A 20,459-nucleotide genomic window follows, 5' to 3' on the forward strand; every position below is an offset into this window, starting at 1 on the left:
ATGTTGTTTTGGTTTATGTAACCACTCAAATTTAAGACAAGTTTTATCACGAATTTGCAATAAAATGCAAAGCATAATTCCAGAAATTTATTGATATTGGGGTATGCAAAAGTATGGTCAGTTAGGAATATGTTATTTTTTATTGCTTCTTTTTTCTTGTTCAATTGATAATGCTAAACAAGAGAAGAACGTTATAAATGATATCACCCAACTTAACCCAATAAAAGTTAAAGGTATTATTACTCCTAAAACCTCTTTTGAAATCATTAATGCAATTAAATCTCACAATGGACCGATTTCTATAGGTGGTGGCAGATTTAGCATGGGTGGACAAATAGCTACTGAAAATGCAATTCAAATTGACATGCGAAAGTTTAATGGCATCATTAGCTTTTCTAAAGCACAAGAAGAAATTACTGTACAAGCGGGCATTAGATGGAGGGAATTAATTCAGTTTATTGATAAACATAACCTCTCTGTTAAAATTATGCAAACCTATGCGAATTTTACAGTTGGGGGCTCGTTAAGTGTAAATGTGCATGGAAGATATGTGGGACAAGGACCAATTATTTTATCAGTTAAGCGCATAAAAATAATTTTGGCAAATGGTGATTTTGTAATGGCAAGTGCAACTGAAAACCAAGATATTTTTTATGCTGCAATTGGTGGATATGGTGGAATCGGAGTAATTGCAGAAGTGACACTATCATTAACTGATAATTGCAAGGTAGAAAGGAGTGATACAGTGATGGATATAAAAGATTATTACAAATATTTCACGTCAACAATTAGAAATAATGGCAAGATTGTTTTTCATAATGCAGACATTTATCCAAATTCCTATGATGAAATAAGGGCGATTTCCTATAGTAAAACCAACAAGGAATTGACGATAAAAAATAGATTAAAACCGAATGATGGAAATTTTGCACTCAATCGTTTTGCAATTAAAACAGTGTCTAGCTCGTCTTTAGGCAAGTGGATTAGAAAAACAATACTTAACCCCATTTACTATCAGGGTAATCCTGTAGAATGGCGTAATTATGAGGCGACTTATGACATTAAGGAACTCGAACCTAGTTCAAGAAAAACTTCAACTTATGTACTGCAAGAATATTTTGTGCCAGTAGATCAGTTCAATTCCTTCTATCCTAAAATGACAAAAATCTTAAAAGAAAATAAGGTTAACGTAATGAATATTTCTATTAGGCACGCGAAGCAAGACCCTGGCTCAAAATTAGCTTGGGCTAGAACTGAAGTTTTTGCATTTGTAATTTATTATAAACAGGGAGTAACTGATAAGGATAAGAAAAAGGTAAAAAAATGGACTCAACAATTAATAAATGCCTCATTATCACAGAATGGATCTTATTATTTACCTTATCAAATTCACGCTACAAAAGAACAATTTTTAAAAGCATATCCTAATGCTGAAGAATTTTTCAAATTGAAAAAGAAATATGATCCACATTATAAATTTAGAAATAAGCTATTTGATGCTTATTATCAACAATAGCCTACTTTGTAATCATCAATCCTAACGCAACCGCTAAAAAACCAATAAGCACACTTGCCAAAGTATAGGTAATTAGCGTGATGTAGTTATTGCTCTGTAATAAAGAAATGTTTTCGGCTGCGAAGGTGGAGAAAGTTGTATAGCCTCCACAAAAGCCAGTGATAAATAAGAGCTTTAAATTACTGTCAGTATTTGTATTCGCAAAATAACCAATCAATAAGCCAATGATAAAACAACCCAAAATATTAGTGATGAAAGTTGCCAATGGAAATGCGTTTGCATAATACTTTGCGGTAAGCACAGAGGTTAAGTATCGAAAGATACTTCCAATTCCACCACCTAAACCGACAAGAAAAAGTTGTTTAATCATAACTTTATATAATTACTGTCAGTCTGAGCTTGTCGAAGACTTTTCAAATATCCTTCGACTACGCTCAGGATGACAGTTTATTTTAACCCCAATCTATGTTTTCTCAATGTATCTTTTGCAATGTCATAACCCGCATCTGCGTGCCGAATAACTCCCATGGCCGGATCATTGTGTAATACTCGCTTAATGCGAATAGCAGCATCATCTGTGCCATCAGCAACAATCACCATTCCGGCATGTATAGAATAGCCTATGCCAACACCGCCACCATGATGTAGCGAAACCCAGCTTGCGCCACCTGCAGTATTAATCAAGGCATTTAAGATGGGCCAGTCTGCTACTGCATCAGAACCATCTAGCATTGCCTCAGTTTCGCGATTTGGAGAAGCTACAGAACCAGTATCTAAATGGTCTCTACCAATTACAAGCGGTGCTTTTACTTTTCCATCAGCTACTAATTTGTTAAATGCTAACCCTGCTTTTTCTCTTTCCCCTTGTCCCAGCCAGCAGATTCTTGCTGGTAAACCTTGAAAAGCAATTCGCTCTTGTGCCATGGTAATCCATTGACGTAGGCTTTCATTTTCAGGAAAAAGTTCTAAAATCAATTGATCAGTTTCATAAATATCTTGAGGGTCTCCACTTAATGCTGCCCATCTGAACGGTCCTTTACCTTCGCAAAATAAGGGGCGAATGTAAGCAGGCACAAATCCAGGGAAATCGAAAGCATTTTTTACACCAGCTTCTAAAGCTCTCCCGCGTAAATTATTACCGTAGTCGAATGTAATTGACCCTCGTTTTTGCAATTCTAACATTTGCATCACATGTTTTGCCATTGTGGCGTAGGAACGTTTGGTATATTCTTCAGGATTTTCTGTCCGCAATACATTTGCTTGTGCTACAGTTAATCCCTCTGGGAAATAACCAATTAATGGATCGTGAGCAGAAGTTTGATCTGTTAATGTATCCGGAACAATATTTCTATCAATCAATCTTTGTAAAAGATCTACAGCGTTACAAACTACACCAATTGAAATTGCTTTATTTTCTTTTTTGTATTGTAAGGCTTTATCTATCGCTTCATCAATATTGTAGGCAATTTCATCAATATATTTAGTTTCTAAGCGTTTTTTGATGCGCCATTCTTCCACGTCAGCTGCTAGGCAAACCCCTTGATTCATGGTAATAGCTAAAGGCTGTGCACCACCCATACCCCCCAAACCAGCGGTAACGTTTAATGTTCCTTTTAAATTACTCTGGAAATGTTTCTTAGCAAGTGCAGAATAAGTTTCATAAGTGCCTTGTACAATTCCTTGTGAACCAATATAAATCCAAGAGCCAGCAGTCATTTGGCCGTACATCATCAATCCTTTATCTTCTAACTCATCAAAATGTTGTTGTGTTGCCCATTTTGGAACTAATTGCGAATTAGAAATTAAAACTCTAGGAGCATCTTTATGAGTTGGCAAAACACCCACGGGTTTTCCAGATTGGATAAGTAGAGTTTCATCTTCCTCTAGATTTTGCAATGCTTTAATGATTAGCATTAAAGCCTCCTTATTTCGGGCTGCTTTACCCCGCCCTCCATAAACAATTAAATCTTCTGGTCGCTCAGCAACATCTGGATCTAAGTTGTTTAATAACATCCTAAGCGCTGCTTCCTGCACCCAGCCCTTGCAGGTTAAAGTATTTCCAGTTGGTGTATTCCTTACTTTTAGGTTTAAACCTTCATTTATATTTGTAGTCATATCAAGGCAATGTTACATGTCAAATGTAGAAAATTATTGTTATTTGTTTAGGTTTGTCACAGAAATTGAAAAAGAGACATTTACATATTCAGCAAATTTTAACCATTGCAATGCTATGGGTGTTTGCGCTTGCAATTACTCCTTGGAATGCGATACATCATCATGAAGAAATAGAGGTATCTATTGTAGAGAAACATTGTACACATAAACTTCATCTTAAAACAGAACAAGAAACTTGTTTAATTTGTAAAGCTCATTTCGAAAAAAACTACACTATAAACAAAGCTACTTTCATCACTTATTTAAACAGTAAGTTGATGTTTGTAAACGAACCAATAGTAACCAGTTCTTATGCAGAGCTGATTTCTACTTCACTTAGAGGTCCCCCAGTTTTTTCATAACATCTCTTTTACGTCACCCTGACCTGTAGCGAAGCGGAAAGCTACGGAGTAAATTTATTTCAGGGTCTGAGCTAGACGTTCATCTCATGAAAGATGATGAAATAAGTCAGCATGACGAACACTACAATTTTATTATCTAATCGTTCGATAACGGAATGGCATTTAGTTACTTCTGTTATCATTAAAATATATTATTATGAAGAAGATACACCTAATATTAGTTGTACTGATTACTTTTTTAACTGTTCCTACTTTTGCTGGCACTATGGCAGACTTTAAAGGGAAAGTTACCGATGCTACTACTAACGAGCCACTTTCTGGTGCTACAGTTTACATATCTGATTTAAAAGCCACAACAACTACAAATGCAAATGGTGAATTTACATTTACAAATATTGCTGCTAAAGGTAAATTTTTAGTTGAAGTGAGATATGTTGGTTATAAAACAACATCTCAAATAGTTGATTTGGCCGCAGCTCAAAATATAAGTTTTGCATTACAGCAATCAGTTATTGAAAGTGCTGAAGTTGTAATTACTGGAACACCTTATAGTTCAAATAACAAAACAAATAGTTTAGCCGTGGTTTCGGTAAACCGCGAGAAATTGGCCCAATCTGCAGGAACAAACATTATAGATGCGATAGCAAAAGTTCCTGGAATTTCTCAGGTAACTACCGGAGGCGCAATCTCAAAACCATCCATTAGAGGATTAGGCTACAATAGAGTATTAACTATTGTAGATGGAGCTAGGGAAGAAGCGCAACAATGGGGCGATGAACATGGAGTGGAAGTAGATCAATTTGCTGCCAATAGAATTGAGATTTTAAAAGGTCCGGCAAGTTTGCTTTATGGTTCTGATGCCTTGGGTGGTGTAATTAACATAATTGATGATCTTGTGCCTGCTGCAGGAGATTTTAATGGGAGCTTTACAACTGGCTACAGCTCAAATAATGGATTAACAGCATCTTCATTAATGTTGCAAGGCAATACTGATGGTTTTGTTTACCGCGGTAGAGCGTCTTATAAAAATGCTTATGGCTTTGGCTATAAAGGTAAAGCTGTTCCAAACTCTGGTTTCAATGAAACTAATTTTAGTGGAATGCTTGGCTTAAACAAAACTTGGGGATATGCACATTTAAACCTATCTCGTTTTAATACTAACGTAGGTTTAGTAGAAGAGGGTCCAGACAACAATGGAGACTACCTAGATGAAGATGGAAACGTAATTTCAAATAGTGATGCTAGACAAAGAAAGTTAAATCTTCCTTTTCAGAATATTAATCATTACCGTGCAGCTTTAAATAGCAATATTCTTTTAGGGGGCGGACAATTGAAAACTACTTTAGCTTTTCAGCGCAATATTCGTAAAGAATTTGAAGAAAGCAAAGATGAACCAGGCTTACATTTAGGCTTAAATTCTTATACCTACGATGTAAAATATTCTTTTGCTAATGGTGGAGTTTGGGAGCCTACAATCGGTGTGCAGGGAATGCATCAAACGAATGTTAATGCTGGAGATGAGTTTTTAATTCCTGATTATACAAGTGATAATATTGGAGCTTTCGCTTATTTGAAACGTAATTTTAAAAACGGAGCTTTAAATGCGGGTATTAGATACGATTATAAGAACATAGATGGTTCTGACTTATTTGAGAATGGAAGCCAAGTGTTCTCGGCATTTAACAATAACTTCTCTAATATTTCTGGCTCATTTGGATTTGCTTTCGAGCTTGCAAAAAACCTGAATTTAAAAGGAAATGTAGGTTCTGGTTTTAGAGCGCCTAACATAGCGGAACTAGGAGCAAATGGTAAACATGAAGGAACTTTTAGATATGAGATGGGAAACAGTAACTTGAAAAAAGAAACTAGTTTACAGTTCGATTTAGGATTAGAATACAATGCAGAGAAAGTAACCCTAGGGTTGAATGCTTATAGCAATCGTATTTACAATTATATCTATCCAGGTAACTTTAACAATGAAACCATACCTTATGATGAGGAAGATGGTACAGTTAGCATTTTACCTGTTTATCGTTTTGTACAAACTGATGCCGAATTGTTAGGAGGTGAAGCCTCGATTGACTTCCACTTTATTAAGGCACTACACTTCGAAAATACTTTTGCATATGTAAGAGGAAAAAATCTTGCAGATAATTCAGCATTACCATTTATTCCTGCAGCTAGTTTAAATAATGAATTGCGCTTTGAACCAACAATTAAAGGACTAAAAGATAGTTTCATTAAAGTTGGTTTAACAAATGTCTTTAAGCAAAATCGCTTTGATAGCTTTGAAACAGAGACAGATGGTTATACTTTGTTAGATGCGGGTATTGGCACTTCGTTAAAGGTTAAAAATGGCAAAATCAATGTATGGTTAACCGGTCAAAATTTAGGAAACAAACTGTATTTTAACCATCAAAGCAGATATAAACCAGCTGGAATTTATAACCAAGGGAGGAATGTAACTTTTGGAATTAGTGTTCCGATTTTGTAGGGTATTGGTTAGAATAGTTCATTAGTTCAATTGTTCATTGGTTTAGAAAGTTTGTCATTCTGAGCATCGCGAAGAATCTCTATTCAGAATTCTTTTAATCCATCGGTTGGTGTCCTCACCGACCGAAATACCAAATTATTAGCCACAGATTAACAGATTTAAATCTGCAAATCTGTGGCTTTATTATGTTATTGTCACCCTGAGCGTAGTCGAAGGGCTTTTTATTTTAGGTTCACCAGCCAGATTCTTCAGTGGTTATAATTGACAAAACAAAAAAATAAATAACAAATAATTTGGAGGTTTCAAAAATAGCACATACTTTAGTGTATTATTTAACTAATACAGTAGAGAATGATTAAAATTAACAACCTAAATTTTGGTTACAGCAAACATCAACTGTTATTCAAAAACTTGAGCATGCAATTAAGCAATGGTCATATATATGGATTATTGGGCAAGAACGGCGCTGGTAAATCAACCTTATTAAAAAATCTAGCAGGATTAGTGTACGCAGAAAGCGGAACTCTGGATGTGTTGGGTTTTAATCCTGCAAAGCGCCAACCAGCTTTGTTAGAGCAAATCTGTTTTATACCAGAAGAGTTTTATTTGCCATCAGTTAAAATTGATGCCTATGTAAAAGCAAATGCAGCTTTTTATCCAAACTTTGACCATCCTTACTTTACGGCTTTGCTAGCAGAATTTGATATCCCAGTAGGGCAAAAATTAATCAATATGTCTTACGGGCAGAAGAAAAAGGTAATCATCGCCTTTGGCTTGGCTACTAACGCAAAGCTGATTATTATGGATGAACCTACAAATGGTTTAGACATCCCTTCAAAAGCACAGTTTCGTAAAATTATGGCATCGGCATTAACAGAAGATAGATGCATTATCATTTCTACGCATCAAGTAAGAGATTTAGATAACTTGATAGATACAGTAATTATGCTTGATGAAAATAGCGTGGCCTTAAAAGCATCTGTAGAAGAAATCACGAACAAATTAGTATTTAAACGTGTAAAGGAGATAGATGACAAAGTAATTTATGCTGAACCCTCATTAGCAGGTTACAATGCGGTAATGCCAAACTTTCACCAAGAAGATAGTAAGCTAGACTTAGAATTGCTATTTAATGCGGTATTGGCAGAGAAAAATAAATTAAAACCAATTTTTAACTAAATCTTAAACAGACATGAACAATACATTTAACATACAACGTTTTGGTCTTTTGTTAAAGAGACAATGGCTAGAATTTGGCAAAATTTACCTAATAAGTTTATTAGTTGCACTAGGTGTTATTATAACATTTTACGGACTTGCCCTCTGGAAAAATATTGTTGGTACACACGCTTTTTCAGAAAGAGATTTACATTTTAGAGAGCCTTTATTCCTAATTTTTGGTTTCATCTTTATCAGTATAATTGCAAGTAATTATTTTGCTCACTTAGGTCAAAAACCAAAGGCGATTATAGATTTGTTGATACCCGCCTCAACATTTGAAAAATTTTTAACTGGGATTTTCTTCACTTCAATTTTAGCAATAGCAAGTTTTGTTATCTTGTTTTACCTCACTGATCTGGCTTTTGTTTCGAAATTACGAAGCCTTTATCATAGTGTAAGTTCAGTAACCACTTATACCGATGCAAGTGGGAAAGAAGTTAAGTCTATAGATAACATTATGTATTTCTTCTCTAAAAATAGTCCGAACCTGTTTAAACCGCTTTATGCAGTGCCATTTTTTGTAACTAGTATTTTCCTTGTAGGTTCCATTTACTTTAATAAATTCCATTATATAAAAACGGCAATTTCGGTAATGATATTTTCAGGGATTTGGAGTTTAATAATCTTTAAATCTGGAGAGTTTTTATTTGAAGGTAAAGTTTTAATAGAAAGTGAAGAAATGCCTCTTAATAATGTATCAAGATCAGATGGTGAAATATTGGGGGTTCTATTGTTAGTAGTACTTACTGCAATATTCTGGAGCATTACTTATGTGCGTCTAAAAGAAAAAGAGGTTTAATTTTAATTGGTATAGATATGGAATTTAGAGATAATAAGGCAATATACCTTCAAATAGCAGCTTACGTTTGCGAGCATATTTTGCTTGGCAAATGGAAAGTAGACGAGAAAGTTTCCTCGGTTAGGGAAATGGCAGTAGCGCTAGAGGTAAACCCAAATACAGTAATGCGTACTTATGAATTACTGCAGAGCAAAAATATAATTAGTAACAAAAGAGGTATTGGTTTTTTTGTAGCTGAAAATGCATTGGTAAATGTAAAAGACTACCTAAAAACACAATTTATAGAAGAAGAACTACCCGTAGTTTTTAGAAATGTTTACTTGTTAAACATCGGGTTCGATGAATTAGAAACTCGCTACAACACTTTTGTTAAAGAAACTTTTAATCCTTAAGAAAATGAAACTAAGTAATAAAATATTAATCGCTTTTGCATTGGCACTAATTTTAATTCCGGTTTTAGGGATGGTAATTGTTTCTGCAACAAAGTACAAAACTGGAGATAATAAACATATAATGTCTCACCTAGATAGCTTTAGTGCTACATCTAAAAATATGACAAGTATTCCGTTATCAAGCTCATTTGAATCGGTAAATATTGCAGATGCTAAAGCTTTGCAGTTAAATATTCATTTTGTAAAGGATTCAAAGTACGGAGTAAAAATTCCGAGCCATTTGAAAGACGTATTAAGTGTAAATGTTGATGCCAGTGGAACATTGCAAATTGTAGTTAAAAATAACACAAATAATGAAGGGTATTATACGACAATTGCTGTTTACTCACCAAGTATTAAAAGTCTAAATGTAGCCAAAGCCAATGATGTAAATGTTTCTGCCATTGCTGATAGCCTAAGTTTAAATATTCAAAAGTCGGGTTCAGTTTCTTTTGATCACGCTACCAAAATTAATCAATTGAGCGTTAAAACTGAAGATTTAGCTAGTCTATATTTTAGAGAGGCTAAGATTAAATCAATCAGCTTAGATTTGCATAATACAAATTTGAAAAGTGAATTGAACTCTTTTGACAATGTGTCAATTGCTACTTTTGGTAAATGTAAAGTTGAACTTATTGGAAGTTATGATCAAATAGAAAGAAAATACACCATTAATAATTTGACCTTGAATACAAATGGTATTGCCGATGTGAAATTGGAGAACATTAAAGTCGCTAATTGTTCGGGCAAACTTTCTAATGAAACTCTGGTACAAATGCCAGCTGTTAACTTAAATCAAATGTTTAATAAGAAATAAAAAGTAAAGCGTCATTGCGAGCAAAGCGAAGCAATCTTTCCTACTGATAGATTGCTTCGTTGTTCCTCCTCGCAATGACGTAATTATTTTAAATTTTTGTACTCCTCATAAACTCAATACTCACTTTAATATCGGTTGATAAAATTCTATCAGCCTCATTAAAGGAAACAACTTTACGATAATCACTCACTAAATTTTCAATTTTAATCGATGATTTTTCTGGTAATCTTAATTCTAGTGCTTGGCTTGCTGTTAGAAGTTCTATAGCCAAAATTCGTTCTACATTATCGCAAACGCGTAAACATTTTGTTGCCGCATTGGCACCCATACTCACATGGTCTTCTTGTCCATTGCTACTTACAATGCTATCAACAGACGCAGGTGTACACAACTGTTTATTTTCGCTAGCAATTGATGCAGCGGTGTATTGTGTAATCATTAATCCAGAATTTAACCCTGCATTTTTAACCAAAAATGGCGGCAAACCTCGGGTTCCAGAAATCAATTGAAATGTTCTTCTTTCAGAAATGGATCCAAGTTCGGCCAATGCCAAACATAAAAAGTCTAATGTTAAAGCCAAGGGCTGCCCATGAAAATTTCCGGCAGAAATAATTAGATCTTCATCTGGAAAAACATTTGGATTGTCAGTTACAGAATTCATTTCTGTTTCAAAAACTGATTGGATATAATTGATACTATCTTTACTTGCTCCATGCACCTGCGGGACACAACGAAAAGAATAGGGGTCTTGTGTTTGTTTGCCTTTTCTAGCAATTAATTCGCTTCCAGCAAGCCAGTCATAAATATTTGCTGCGGTTTCAACTTGACCTTTGTGTGGCCTGATGATATGGCTCAAAGTTAAAAACGGATCTATTCTACAATCAAATGCATCAATAGAGATGGCAGCAATTGCATCAGCCCAAGCCGAGAATTTTTGAGCTTTCAGTAAGCAAAAAGTTCCGTAAGCACTCATAAATTGTGTTCCATTTATTAATGCTAAACCTTCTTTACTTTGTAGGGTTAAAGGCTGCCAATTCAGCTTTTTATTTAATTCAGCACTGCCGATTTTTTGATTTTCATACCAAACTTCTCCCTCGCCAATTAAAGGTAAAGCTAAATGAGCCAAAGGAGCTAAATCTCCAGATGCGCCTAATGAGCCTTGTGTATAAATTACGGGTAATATATCATTATTGTAAAAATCTACCAAACGTTTAACAGTTGTTAAAGCAATGGCAGAATGCCCATAACTTAAGGATTGTATTTTAAGCAAAAGCATCAGCTTTACAATCTCTTTTGGAACTTCTTGGCCCGTTCCACACGCGTGAGATAAGAGTAAATTGTGTTGTAGTTGAGTTAAATTTTCGGCTTCGATTTTAACGTTTTGAAGATAGCCAAAACCTGTATTTATGCCATAAATTGGATCTTCGTTATTACTTAATTTATCATCTAAATACTTTCTGCATTTTTCAATGCGTTCAATAGCAGAAGTAGATAAGGTAAGCCTTTGCTGTCCCTCGATTATTTCTTTAATAACACTAAGTGATAATTGGTCAGAACCGATTTGGTAGTCTTTCATAAATTTTATTTGGTGCCTCAAAAGTATAAATAATGCTCACATATTAACACAATTGCTAGTAACGATTGTTTTCCTTGTTTACAATTTCCCTTATGATGAAGAATTATTTCCTATTGGTACTTTCTTTTTTTACAATTATTACTGTCGCAAAAGCTCAAAAACAAGATACGCTATCTATTACACTAGAAAATGTAAAGTATGTATATCCTGTTAGGTTTCTAAATATTACGGACGAAGGTCAAGATCTTAGAATGGCATACATGGATGTTGCGCCAACAGCTAAAAATAATGGTAGAAGCGTAATGTTATTTCATGGCAAAAATTTTGGCGGTTATTATTGGACGAACGTTATCAAAGCTTTATCCGCTGAGGGTTATCGGGTAATTGTTCCAGATCAAATTGGTTTCGGAAAATCTTCAAAAGCATTTATCCATTATAGTTTTCATCAATTGGCCGCATGGAATAAACAGTTATTGGATAGCTTAGGTGTTCAAAAAGCCTCAGTGCTTGGGCATTCAATGGGAGGAATGTTAGCTGTTAGATTTGCATTACTTTATCCAGATAGAACTGAGAAATTATTATTAGAAAACCCAATTGGTTTAGAGGATTATAGAAAGTTTGTACCTTATATAAATACTGAACAGCAATATAAGACAGAATTAAAATCCACAGCAGAAAGCATTAAGAAATATTACCAAAATTCTTATTTCACAGCATGGAAACCAGAGTATGATGAATTAGTTCGAATTGCCGCTGGTGTAACTTTTAGTGCCGATTATCCTAGATGGGCGAAAGTTGCCGCAATGACATTTACCATGATTTATGAACAACCTGTAGTGCATGAGTTTGTGAATATCAAAGTGCCAACGGTTTTATTCATTGGAAGGGAAGATAAAACAATTGTAGGGAAAGGTCTATTAAGCCCTAGTGAACAAGCAAAGCATGGACAATATAAGGTTTTAGGAAAAGAAACAGCTGCTAAAATTCCTGGAGCAAAGCTGATTGAGTTTGAAAATTGCGGACATATTCCTCATTTAGAAATACCTAATGAATTTCTAGTAGCTCTTATGAAGAATATTTAAATTTTGTTCAGTCTGAACTATTTTTTGTTTTAATCCGTTAGTCTAGATTGTCTGTTAGTCGAGATTTGTAATCTCAACTTTATTACTGCGGATTTTTAATCCGCAAGATTAACTCTCCAATATTTCTAACTGCGTCAAAATATCTTCTTCTGTAATGGGATAAGGAATATCATTAGCTATGTTTTGATAAACAGCTTCAAAAATACCTGGATAATTTCCTTTTTCTGAAGCAACAGTTTCAGTTATTCTACCCCCATCTTCAGTAACTAAGGTAAGCTTCCCAGCGTCCTTGACATGCTCAATGCCATAATTTTCTTCGGTAGGTTTCATTCCCTTTAACAATTGGGCCTCTTGTACATCTGCATGATTTTTACTGAAAGAGCCCATCATTCCGTTTATTATAAAGGCATCTTTAATATCTGCAACCAACATACTTGCAGTTAAAAATACATTTAGTTCATTTGGGTAGGTTAATTGAATAGCGAAATAATCATCCACCTTTGTATCTGCACGATTTTTACTCAATATTTTATTGAATTTTTTTGGTTTACCAAATAAAGCAATTGCCTGATCTAGGAGATGAGGGCCCAAATCATATTGTAAACCCGTTGCTTCTACTAACTCTTCCTTAAACGCTTTTGGACTTATTTCATTTCTATACCTATCATAGCGAAAATGAACTTCTACTAACTTGCCAAGCTTACCACCTTCAATCACTTTTTTAACAGCATTGAAGCCACTATCGTATCTCCTGTTTTGATAAACTAATGCCTTTTTGTTGAGGCTTTTTGCCAAGGCAAATAACTCTTTCGCCTGTTCGGTTGTAGCTGTAAAAGGTTTTTCGACTAAAATATGCTTGCCAGCTTTTAACGCTTGTTTTGCATATTCGTAATGTGTATTATTTGGCGTATTAATGATTACTAAATCTATAGCATTATCATTAAGCAATTCATCAACACTGTTGTAGCTTGTTATTTCTGGATAGTCTTTTTGTGCAAGTTTATGATTTCTTTCTACAATCCCTTTTAAATTAAAATCAGGGTGTGTACTGATAAAAGGGGCATGAAATACTTTGCCAGACATGCCATAAGCCAATAGGCCCGTGTTGATTTTGCTGTTCATAACACAAAGCTAAAAAATTGACTTATATGTGCGTTAAACTGTTTGTCATAAAAGTATATTTGCAATATGAAGCCAGCAGAAATACACGCTAAATGGAAAGAACTACAACTAAAAATTGCTAAAGAGTTTGATTCTGATACTCCAGATTTAAAAGTAATTCTATTTTTAATTGGTGTACAAGAGCTTGGAAAAGGACCAGGAAAGTATAGCAAAAGACAAAAGGAAGAGTTGATGCATATTGCAACTTGCCGTTTGCTTAGTGAAATGGGGTTTTATGAATTAGAAGGCTTAGACCAAGATGGTTGGCCTCATTGGAAACTTATAAAACCAGTTCCATCTTATGCTTTAATGGAGCAAGAGCTATTGCTTAAAGGTTTGGCGATTACCTATTTTGAAGACATTTATTCTTAGCCAAATTATTACCACCTAAGAAACCTAAGCGCACCTTAGAAAAATTAAACATTAAGAATAGCCTTATGTCCTTCCGGTTATATCTAATATTAAAAAACCCTGAAGCAAATTAATGCAACAGGGTTTTGTTATTTATATAGGTAGATATAAATTTTATTATTATTTGCCTTTAGTAGCAGCTTCTTTTTTCAATTGATCGTTTGCAACGATTACAATTTCAACTCTTCTGTTTTCCGCTCTACCAGTTTCAGTAGCATTGTCGCCAATTGGCTCAGCAAAACCTTTACCAATAGTAATTAAGCGAGAAGATGGTACACCTTGAGAAACAGCATAAGCTTTTACAGCAGCAGCTCTTTTCTGAGAAAGTGTCATGTTATATTCTTCAGTACCACGGCTATCAGTATGTCCGATAACTTTAATATCAGTACCTGGATATTGGTTTAAAGAAGATGCTAAACTTTGAATATTAGTTTTTGCTGCATCTTTTAACGCAAATTTATCGAAGTCGAATAAAATACCACTATCAAATTTCACAATGATACCTTCACCTTCACGAATTACCTCTGCATTTGGAATAGCATTTTGAATTTCGGCAGCTTGTTTATCCATACGTTTACCGATAAAACCACCAGCTGTACCGCCAACAGCAGCACCAATAATAGCACCTACTGCAGTATTACCTGCTTTTTTCCCGATTATACCACCAATAACGCCACCGGCAGCAGCACCTATACCAGCACCTTTTTGTGTATTTGTTAAGCTATCGCAACCAGAAAAAGTCATTGCGCCTACAGATAAGGCTATACTTAATGTTGCTATTTTGAATTTTGAAGTCATCATTTTAATAATATTTTTAGTTAATACTACAGCATATTCAAACGTAGTGCCAATTGTTACAAAACATCACAAATAAGCTAAATTAATAGCTTATTTGTTGGGATAATGTAGATTAGCTCATGTAGACGTTTAAGTTAAAAAACTAGATTATAAAATAAATGGTCAACCTAATACCACAAATTGGGTATTTGATTGACCATAATTCTATACAATTTGGGTTATTGGTTGCGAGTTACGCGATTGGATTTATATGCTATTTGAACAGCAACTTATAACTCTATTCAGCAAAATAAGCCTCTAACTCCTTTAAACTATTTTCATCAGTATGAAAATCCTTAATAATTATACCTTTTTCTAATAAGATGATTCTGTCACAAACATCCGTTACGTGATTTAAATCATGGCTTGATATTAAAGTTGTTAATCTATGGGTTGATTTAAGTGCTTTGATATGAGATTTAAGCCTAATCTGAGTAGTTGGGTCTAGATTTGCAAAAGGCTCATCTAATACTAAAAGCTCAGGTTTTTGCATTAATGCTGCAGCAATACCAACTTTATTTTGATTTCCTTTCGAAAAATCTCTAATGTATTTTCCGCGATTTAAGATTTCACCATTAAAAAATTCATCATATTGGTTAAGGTATTCTTTAACATCGGCTATGCTTAAATTGTGTAGACTTCCAATAAAAATAAAATATTCTTCTGGTGTTAAATAATCGATTAGAAAACCTTCATCTAAATAAGAAGCGGTATAATTTTTCCAATCGCTATTTGTAGCAACATTAACATCTTTCGATAATATTTCTCCGCTGTCTGGCCTAATTAAATCGAGCAGCATTCTAAACATAGTGGTTTTACCAGCCCCATTGTTACCTACTAAACCAATTGTTTCTCCTTCTCGGATGATTAGGTTGTTAATATCAACAACGGTTCTACCTCCGTAAGATTTTTTTAATTGTTTAAATTCTAACATCATATTATTCTCTAAAGCCTTCGGCTATTTTATATCGTTGTTTTTCAAATCTTTTAACTAATAAGTTTATCCAGAAATTACGCATTAAAAGGGTAATTAATCCGAAAATAGCAATTGCTGCTAATCCCCAATACGGTTTATTAAATATTCCAAAAGGCAAATAAATAAAAACGGGAACTAATATAAATGGTAATCCTAAAATCCACTGTGTAGCACCTACGCCTTGCCAATTAAAGCTCGCACTTTTGGTAATATCAAGTCTTTTATAATTCATTGTAGCAAAGTAAAGTACAATTACTGTTGCAAAACCAATATTATATAAATAGGCTGCCAAATGCATTAGTAATAATTTATAACTCATAAAGCCATAAAAACTAGCCAATATGGTAATGATGGTACAGCTAATGGTAAATAATAAAAACTTAGCTTTAATGAAATTCGTAAAATCAATTTTATTAACTAAGAGCCCATCAAAGTGTGTGCTTTGCCATGCGAACATAAACTGACCATAGGAGATGATGGTTATGCCTGTCATAAATAGAGCTGCAAAGAGCATTTTCCCAAACTCATCATTAGCTATCATTGGAGCTTTGTAAAAAATAAAGCCGTAAGCCAAAAAGGCCAACCCCATAAAAATGGAGCCACGAGAACGCTTGTGTCTTAAAATAAGTTTCAGTTCTAATGCAGCTAATTCACCAACTTTTCCAAAACGATTTAAAAAGGCATAGTCTGTGCTTACCTTTTTGTCATCCTTAGTACTTAATTCTTCTGTGTAAAGGTTAGATAATAAATAATTAGAATTGATGAAGAAAATAATCCCGGCTGCTAAAGTAAAAACTAATCCTCCAAGAGGATACTTAGCGACGGTCATAAAAATAAAGTTCGATACTGCTCTAACGGAAACAATGTTGTAATAATCTAAAGCAGCAAATACGGCTACAAAACCTATAATTAATCCAAAATAAGCAATATTATTAATCGATTTTCTTTTTAGGTATAAGACTAAATAATTATTAAAAAATGTTAACGAGAGAATAGATACTATGTACATTAAACCAGTTAATGCCCCATAAGTAGTACCTATTTTGATAATGCTAAAAGGAATAAAAATAAATAGTGGTATGAGGTTAAAAAACGAGAACAGAGATTTAATGTTCAAGAAATTTACAATCGTTTTTTTGTTAATGTTAAGGTGTAAATACGGTATAATGCTTAATGTAGGCAATTCTTGCATTTGTGTACGAATTGCTAAATCGAATAGAAAATAATATAAAATGAAGCCATTAAAAACCTCGATTACATTTTTACCTGGAAAGAATTTCTCGATAAGGAATCCCATCCCAAGGCCTAGTCCAATAGCAAGCACTAAGAAATAAAGCATAAAAAAACCAAGGAGAATATTTGCAGCAATGCTTCCTGCTTTGTTTCGGCTACGCCAAAAATCTTTCCATTGATGGCTTAAAAAAGTTCTGAGCATATTAATAGTTGTATTTGTTTTTCCAGTTTTGTTTTAGTTTTTCTCTTAATTTTTCTTCTGCGGGGTTTTTGCCCGGATCATATAGTTTTGTGCCACTTAGTTGTTCTGGAAAATATTCCTGTTCAGAAAAATTGCCTTCATAACCATGCGAATATTGGTAATCTTTTCCATAACCTATATTTTTCATCAACTTTGTTGGTGCGTTGCGGATATGTAATGGGACTGGCAAATTACCAGTTTGTTTCACCAAGGCTTGTGCTTTATTTATTGCTTCGTAACTAGCATTGCTTTTAGCGCTTGATGCTAAGTAAGTTACGCATTGAGAAAGTATAATTCTTGCTTCAGGATACCCAATTACATTTACAGCAGTAAAGCAGTTATTTGCTAAAAGTAAGGCATTTGGATTTGCATTACCAATATCTTCTGAAGATAAAATCAACAACCTGCGGGCAATAAATAATGGATCTTCACCGCCTTCAATCATTCTGGCTAACCAATAAACTGCTGCATTTGGGTCGCTACCACGAATAGATTTGATAAATGCCGAAATAATATCATAATGTTGTTCACCAGCTTTATCATACAACGCTAAGTTTTGTTGCGCATGAGCTAAAACATTCTCATTTGTTAATTCAATTTTATCACCTCCAATGCCATTAACCGCAATTTCTAGAACGTTTAACAATTTACGGGCATCACCACCAGATAAACGAATTAGTGCCTCATGTTCTTTTATTTTGATTGTTTTTTCTTTTAAAACAACATCTTTTAGTATTGCAGTTTGTAAAAGGCTTGCTAACTCATCTTCAGTTAAATTTTGCAGAATATAAACTTGGCTTCGTGATAACAAAGCGGAAATTACCTCAAAACTTGGATTTTCTGTTGTAGCACCAATTAACGTTACTAAGCCTCTTTCTACTGCGCCCAATAAACTGTCTTGTTGTGATTTACTGAAACGATGAATCTCGTCGATAAATAAAATGGGTAAACCTAAAAAACTGTCTTTTAACGCAGCGGCTTTATCTATTACCTCACGGATATCTTTAACACCAGAATTAATGGCACTCAAGTTAAAAAATGGCCTGTCTAAACTTTGTGAAATGATGTATGCTAATGTAGTTTTGCCTACTCCTGGTGGTCCCCAAAAGATCATTGAGAGTAATTGACCACTCTCTATCGCTTTGCGCAAAACTGCATCCGGACCAACCAAATGCTTTTGCCCAACATATTCGTCCAAATTTTGAGGGCGCATCCGTTCAGCTAATGGAGGTAGGTTTTGCATAAGTTAAAGGTAGTAATTTTAAGGTTTACTACATAGAACATAGAGGTGTATAAAAAGGTTTAGATATTAAATTTTAGCTAAAGCATAGACATCTTAATGATAAAAAACAGAATAATTAAACCTGTTATGGCTGTTAATATATAGTTAAAATAAAGATATTTTTTAATCCAATTTTTATAGTAGAATAAATTGAAAACACCTATTATGAATGTTCCTATGAGTAAGGCATAAATAGTGTAAATTATTGTAATAAAAGTAAATTGACTACTTGAATTTGGATTTGCTTCAAAAAAAGGAATAAAAATTCCAATCCCAAGGCAAAAAATAAACCAGATAAAAAATAGACGAAGAGGTTTATATGTTGGCATTTTTAACTCTATTTACCTTCAATCTCAATACGCAATACCCATTACGCTGTACTCTTCGGCTTCTTCTTAAAAAACTTTTTTTTCTTAACGTAAGGTTTATGATCTGAACTAGCAGGTTCATCTTTTGGAGCTTCTCCTATAGTTTCGGGTAGAGGAATTCGATCAATCTGGCGTTCAATCAATTTCTCAATATTAGCTAGTTTGCGTTTATCTTTATTGTTCACCAAAGTTATTGCTGTTCCGGTAGTTTCTGCTCTGGCTGTTCTGCCAATTCTATGAATATAATCCTCAGGATCTTGAGGCGCATCAAAATTAATTACCAAATCTATACCTGTCACATCAATCCCACGGCTCAATACATCAGTTCCAATAAGCACATTTAATTTGCTGTTTTTAAAATCTAGCATAATGGCTTCACGCTCTTTTTGCTCTAAATCACTATGAAATGCTGCCGCTTTTAAACCTAGCTTTTTAAAAACTTTGCCCAATTCTTTAACTTTCTCTTTTCGCCCTGCAAACACAATAATGCGTTTATAGGTTGCCGATTTAAGAATTTCAGTTAATAAAGGTACTTTCTGGTCATCAAAAACCATGTAAACTTGTTGGTTAATACCCTCGGCAGGTTTAGAAATGGCCAGACTTATAGATTCAGGCGCATTTAATAACTTCCCAGCTAGTGTTCTAATTTTAGGTGGCATAGTGGCCGAAAACATCACTGTTTGGCGATCTTTTGGTAAGTAGCCAACAATTTTCATGATGTCCTCATAAAAACCCATATCTAACATTCTGTCTGCCTCATCTAAAACCAAGTGTTTTAGTTTATCCATCTTTAAAACTCCAGACGAAAGGTGAGCAATTAATCTTCCAGGTGTTGCAATAATGATATCCACTCCTTCACGCATCGAACGTTTTTGTTGTTCATAAGCCATGCCATCCCCACCACCATAAACCGTTAACGAACTTATGTTTGTGAAATAAGAAAGTGCTTCAACCTGTAAATCTATCTGTTGTGCAAGCTCACGTGTAGGGGTAAGAATTAGCGTAGTATTGTGCCTATCATGATCTTCAGTAAGCATATTCATGATGGGTAATAAGAAAGCACCTGTTTTTCCAGTTCCAGTTTGTGCGCAAGCAATTAAATCTTTATTTGCTAAAATAAGTGGAATAGCTTGTTGTTGTATAGGCGTTGCGTTTTTGAAACCCATTGCCAGTAAACCCTCTAAAAGTTCGGGGTTGAAATTAAAATCTTTGAAATCCAATGTATTGTGTTGTAAATATGGGGTGTAAATTACCTTAAATTACAGCTAAAAACAAATTTAGAGATTTTAAAGGAGTTTAATTTTTATGAAAATCAAGATTTTTTGCAACTACCATCGTTCTTTCTGCTCTTAGCTACAATCTAATTTATACTTATCAGGCATTGTAAAAAGGGGTATTTTCTTTAATCAGGTTAAAAATTAAACTATATAGGAATTTAAGTTGTAAAATCATTAAACAACAAAGCTCCGATTAAATGTCGAAGCTTGTTTTATACATT

Annotated in this window: 18 protein-coding genes; 9 read left to right on the forward strand and 9 right to left on the reverse strand. The window is 34.2% G+C overall.

What is annotated here, in order from left to right:
• Positions 1-103 precede the first annotated feature (103 nt).
• The gene (locus tag FA048_RS04870) at positions 104-1,516 is read left to right on the forward strand and encodes an FAD-binding oxidoreductase (protein ID WP_136839077.1); all 1,413 of its coding nucleotides are present in this window, start codon (positions 104-106) and stop codon (positions 1,514-1,516) included.
• A gap of 1 nt (position 1,517) precedes the next feature.
• Here FA048_RS04870 and crcB read toward each other — a convergent pair whose 3' ends face one another.
• Positions 1,518-1,886: a fluoride efflux transporter CrcB gene (crcB, locus tag FA048_RS04875; protein ID WP_136839078.1), complete on the reverse strand. Its 369-nt coding sequence runs from the start codon at positions 1,884-1,886 to the stop codon at positions 1,518-1,520.
• A gap of 77 nt (positions 1,887-1,963) precedes the next feature.
• Positions 1,964-3,631: a urocanate hydratase gene (gene hutU / locus FA048_RS04880; protein WP_136839079.1), complete on the reverse strand. Its 1,668-nt coding sequence runs from the start codon at positions 3,629-3,631 to the stop codon at positions 1,964-1,966.
• A gap of 65 nt (positions 3,632-3,696) precedes the next feature.
• Here hutU and FA048_RS04885 point away from each other — a divergent pair, with 65 nt between their 5' ends.
• The 6 genes from FA048_RS04885 (at position 3,697) to FA048_RS04910 (ending at position 9,794) form a co-directional block, all read left to right on the forward strand.
• Positions 3,697-4,032, forward strand: a complete 336-nt coding sequence (locus FA048_RS04885) for a hypothetical protein (RefSeq protein WP_136839080.1) — start codon at positions 3,697-3,699, stop codon at positions 4,030-4,032.
• Between the two features lie 196 nt (positions 4,033-4,228).
• A complete protein-coding gene (locus FA048_RS04890; protein ID WP_136839081.1) occupies positions 4,229-6,526 on the forward strand; it encodes a TonB-dependent receptor in 2,298 nt (765 codons plus the stop codon).
• 351 nt (positions 6,527-6,877) lie between these two features.
• Complete coding sequence (locus FA048_RS04895; RefSeq protein WP_136839082.1) at positions 6,878-7,705, forward strand: ABC transporter ATP-binding protein; 828 nt, start codon at positions 6,878-6,880, stop codon at positions 7,703-7,705.
• 13 nt (positions 7,706-7,718) lie between these two features.
• The gene (locus FA048_RS04900) at positions 7,719-8,546 is read left to right on the forward strand and encodes a hypothetical protein (protein WP_136839083.1); all 828 of its coding nucleotides are present in this window, start codon (positions 7,719-7,721) and stop codon (positions 8,544-8,546) included.
• A 17-nt stretch (positions 8,547-8,563) separates the two neighbouring features.
• Positions 8,564-8,938 (forward strand): GntR family transcriptional regulator, encoded by a 375-nt coding sequence (locus FA048_RS04905; protein WP_136839084.1) that lies wholly within the window; start codon positions 8,564-8,566, stop codon positions 8,936-8,938.
• Positions 8,939-8,942: 4 nt separating this feature from the next.
• Positions 8,943-9,794, forward strand: coding sequence for a GIN domain-containing protein (locus tag FA048_RS04910; RefSeq protein WP_136839085.1), 852 nt, complete (start codon positions 8,943-8,945; stop codon positions 9,792-9,794).
• Positions 9,795-9,882: 88 nt separating this feature from the next.
• Here FA048_RS04910 and hutH read toward each other — a convergent pair whose 3' ends face one another.
• Positions 9,883-11,370, reverse strand: a complete 1,488-nt coding sequence (gene hutH / locus FA048_RS04915) for a histidine ammonia-lyase (protein ID WP_136839086.1) — start codon at positions 11,368-11,370, stop codon at positions 9,883-9,885.
• Between the two features lie 92 nt (positions 11,371-11,462).
• Here hutH and FA048_RS04920 point away from each other — a divergent pair, with 92 nt between their 5' ends.
• Positions 11,463-12,452, forward strand: a complete 990-nt coding sequence (locus FA048_RS04920) for an alpha/beta fold hydrolase (protein WP_136839087.1) — start codon at positions 11,463-11,465, stop codon at positions 12,450-12,452.
• Positions 12,453-12,560: 108 nt separating this feature from the next.
• Here the strand turns inward: FA048_RS04920 and FA048_RS04925 are convergent, their stop codons facing one another.
• Positions 12,561-13,574: a Gfo/Idh/MocA family oxidoreductase gene (locus tag FA048_RS04925; RefSeq protein ID WP_136839088.1), complete on the reverse strand. Its 1,014-nt coding sequence runs from the start codon at positions 13,572-13,574 to the stop codon at positions 12,561-12,563.
• 66 nt (positions 13,575-13,640) lie between these two features.
• On the opposite strand from FA048_RS04925, the gene FA048_RS04930 reads away from it, so the two are divergent.
• Positions 13,641-13,985, forward strand: a complete 345-nt coding sequence (locus FA048_RS04930; RefSeq protein WP_136839089.1) for a hypothetical protein — start codon at positions 13,641-13,643, stop codon at positions 13,983-13,985.
• Positions 13,986-14,144: 159 nt separating this feature from the next.
• Here the strand turns inward: FA048_RS04930 and FA048_RS04935 are convergent, their stop codons facing one another.
• From FA048_RS04935 to FA048_RS04955, 5 genes are all read right to left on the reverse strand, one after another.
• On the reverse strand, positions 14,145-14,825 hold the full coding sequence (locus FA048_RS04935) for an OmpA family protein (RefSeq protein WP_136839090.1): 681 nt from the start codon (positions 14,823-14,825) through the stop codon (positions 14,145-14,147).
• A gap of 274 nt (positions 14,826-15,099) precedes the next feature.
• Positions 15,100-15,798 carry an ABC transporter ATP-binding protein gene (locus tag FA048_RS04940; RefSeq protein ID WP_136839091.1) on the reverse strand — a complete coding sequence of 233 codons (699 nt, stop codon included), beginning with the start codon at positions 15,796-15,798 and terminating at the stop codon, positions 15,100-15,102.
• Position 15,799: 1 nt separating this feature from the next.
• On the reverse strand, positions 15,800-17,272 hold the full coding sequence (locus FA048_RS04945) for a DUF5687 family protein (protein ID WP_136839092.1): 1,473 nt from the start codon (positions 17,270-17,272) through the stop codon (positions 15,800-15,802).
• 1 nt (position 17,273) lies between these two features.
• Positions 17,274-18,554 carry a replication-associated recombination protein A gene (locus FA048_RS04950; protein ID WP_136839093.1) on the reverse strand — a complete coding sequence of 427 codons (1,281 nt, stop codon included), beginning with the start codon at positions 18,552-18,554 and terminating at the stop codon, positions 17,274-17,276.
• Positions 18,555-18,963: 409 nt separating this feature from the next.
• Positions 18,964-20,181 (reverse strand): DEAD/DEAH box helicase, encoded by a 1,218-nt coding sequence (locus tag FA048_RS04955; RefSeq protein WP_205943419.1) that lies wholly within the window; start codon positions 20,179-20,181, stop codon positions 18,964-18,966.
• Between the last annotated feature and the right edge of the window lie 278 nt (positions 20,182-20,459).

Origin of the sequence: Pedobacter polaris (genome assembly GCF_005116505.1) — a bacterium.
Lineage (GTDB): Bacteria > Bacteroidota > Bacteroidia > Sphingobacteriales > Sphingobacteriaceae > Pedobacter > Pedobacter polaris.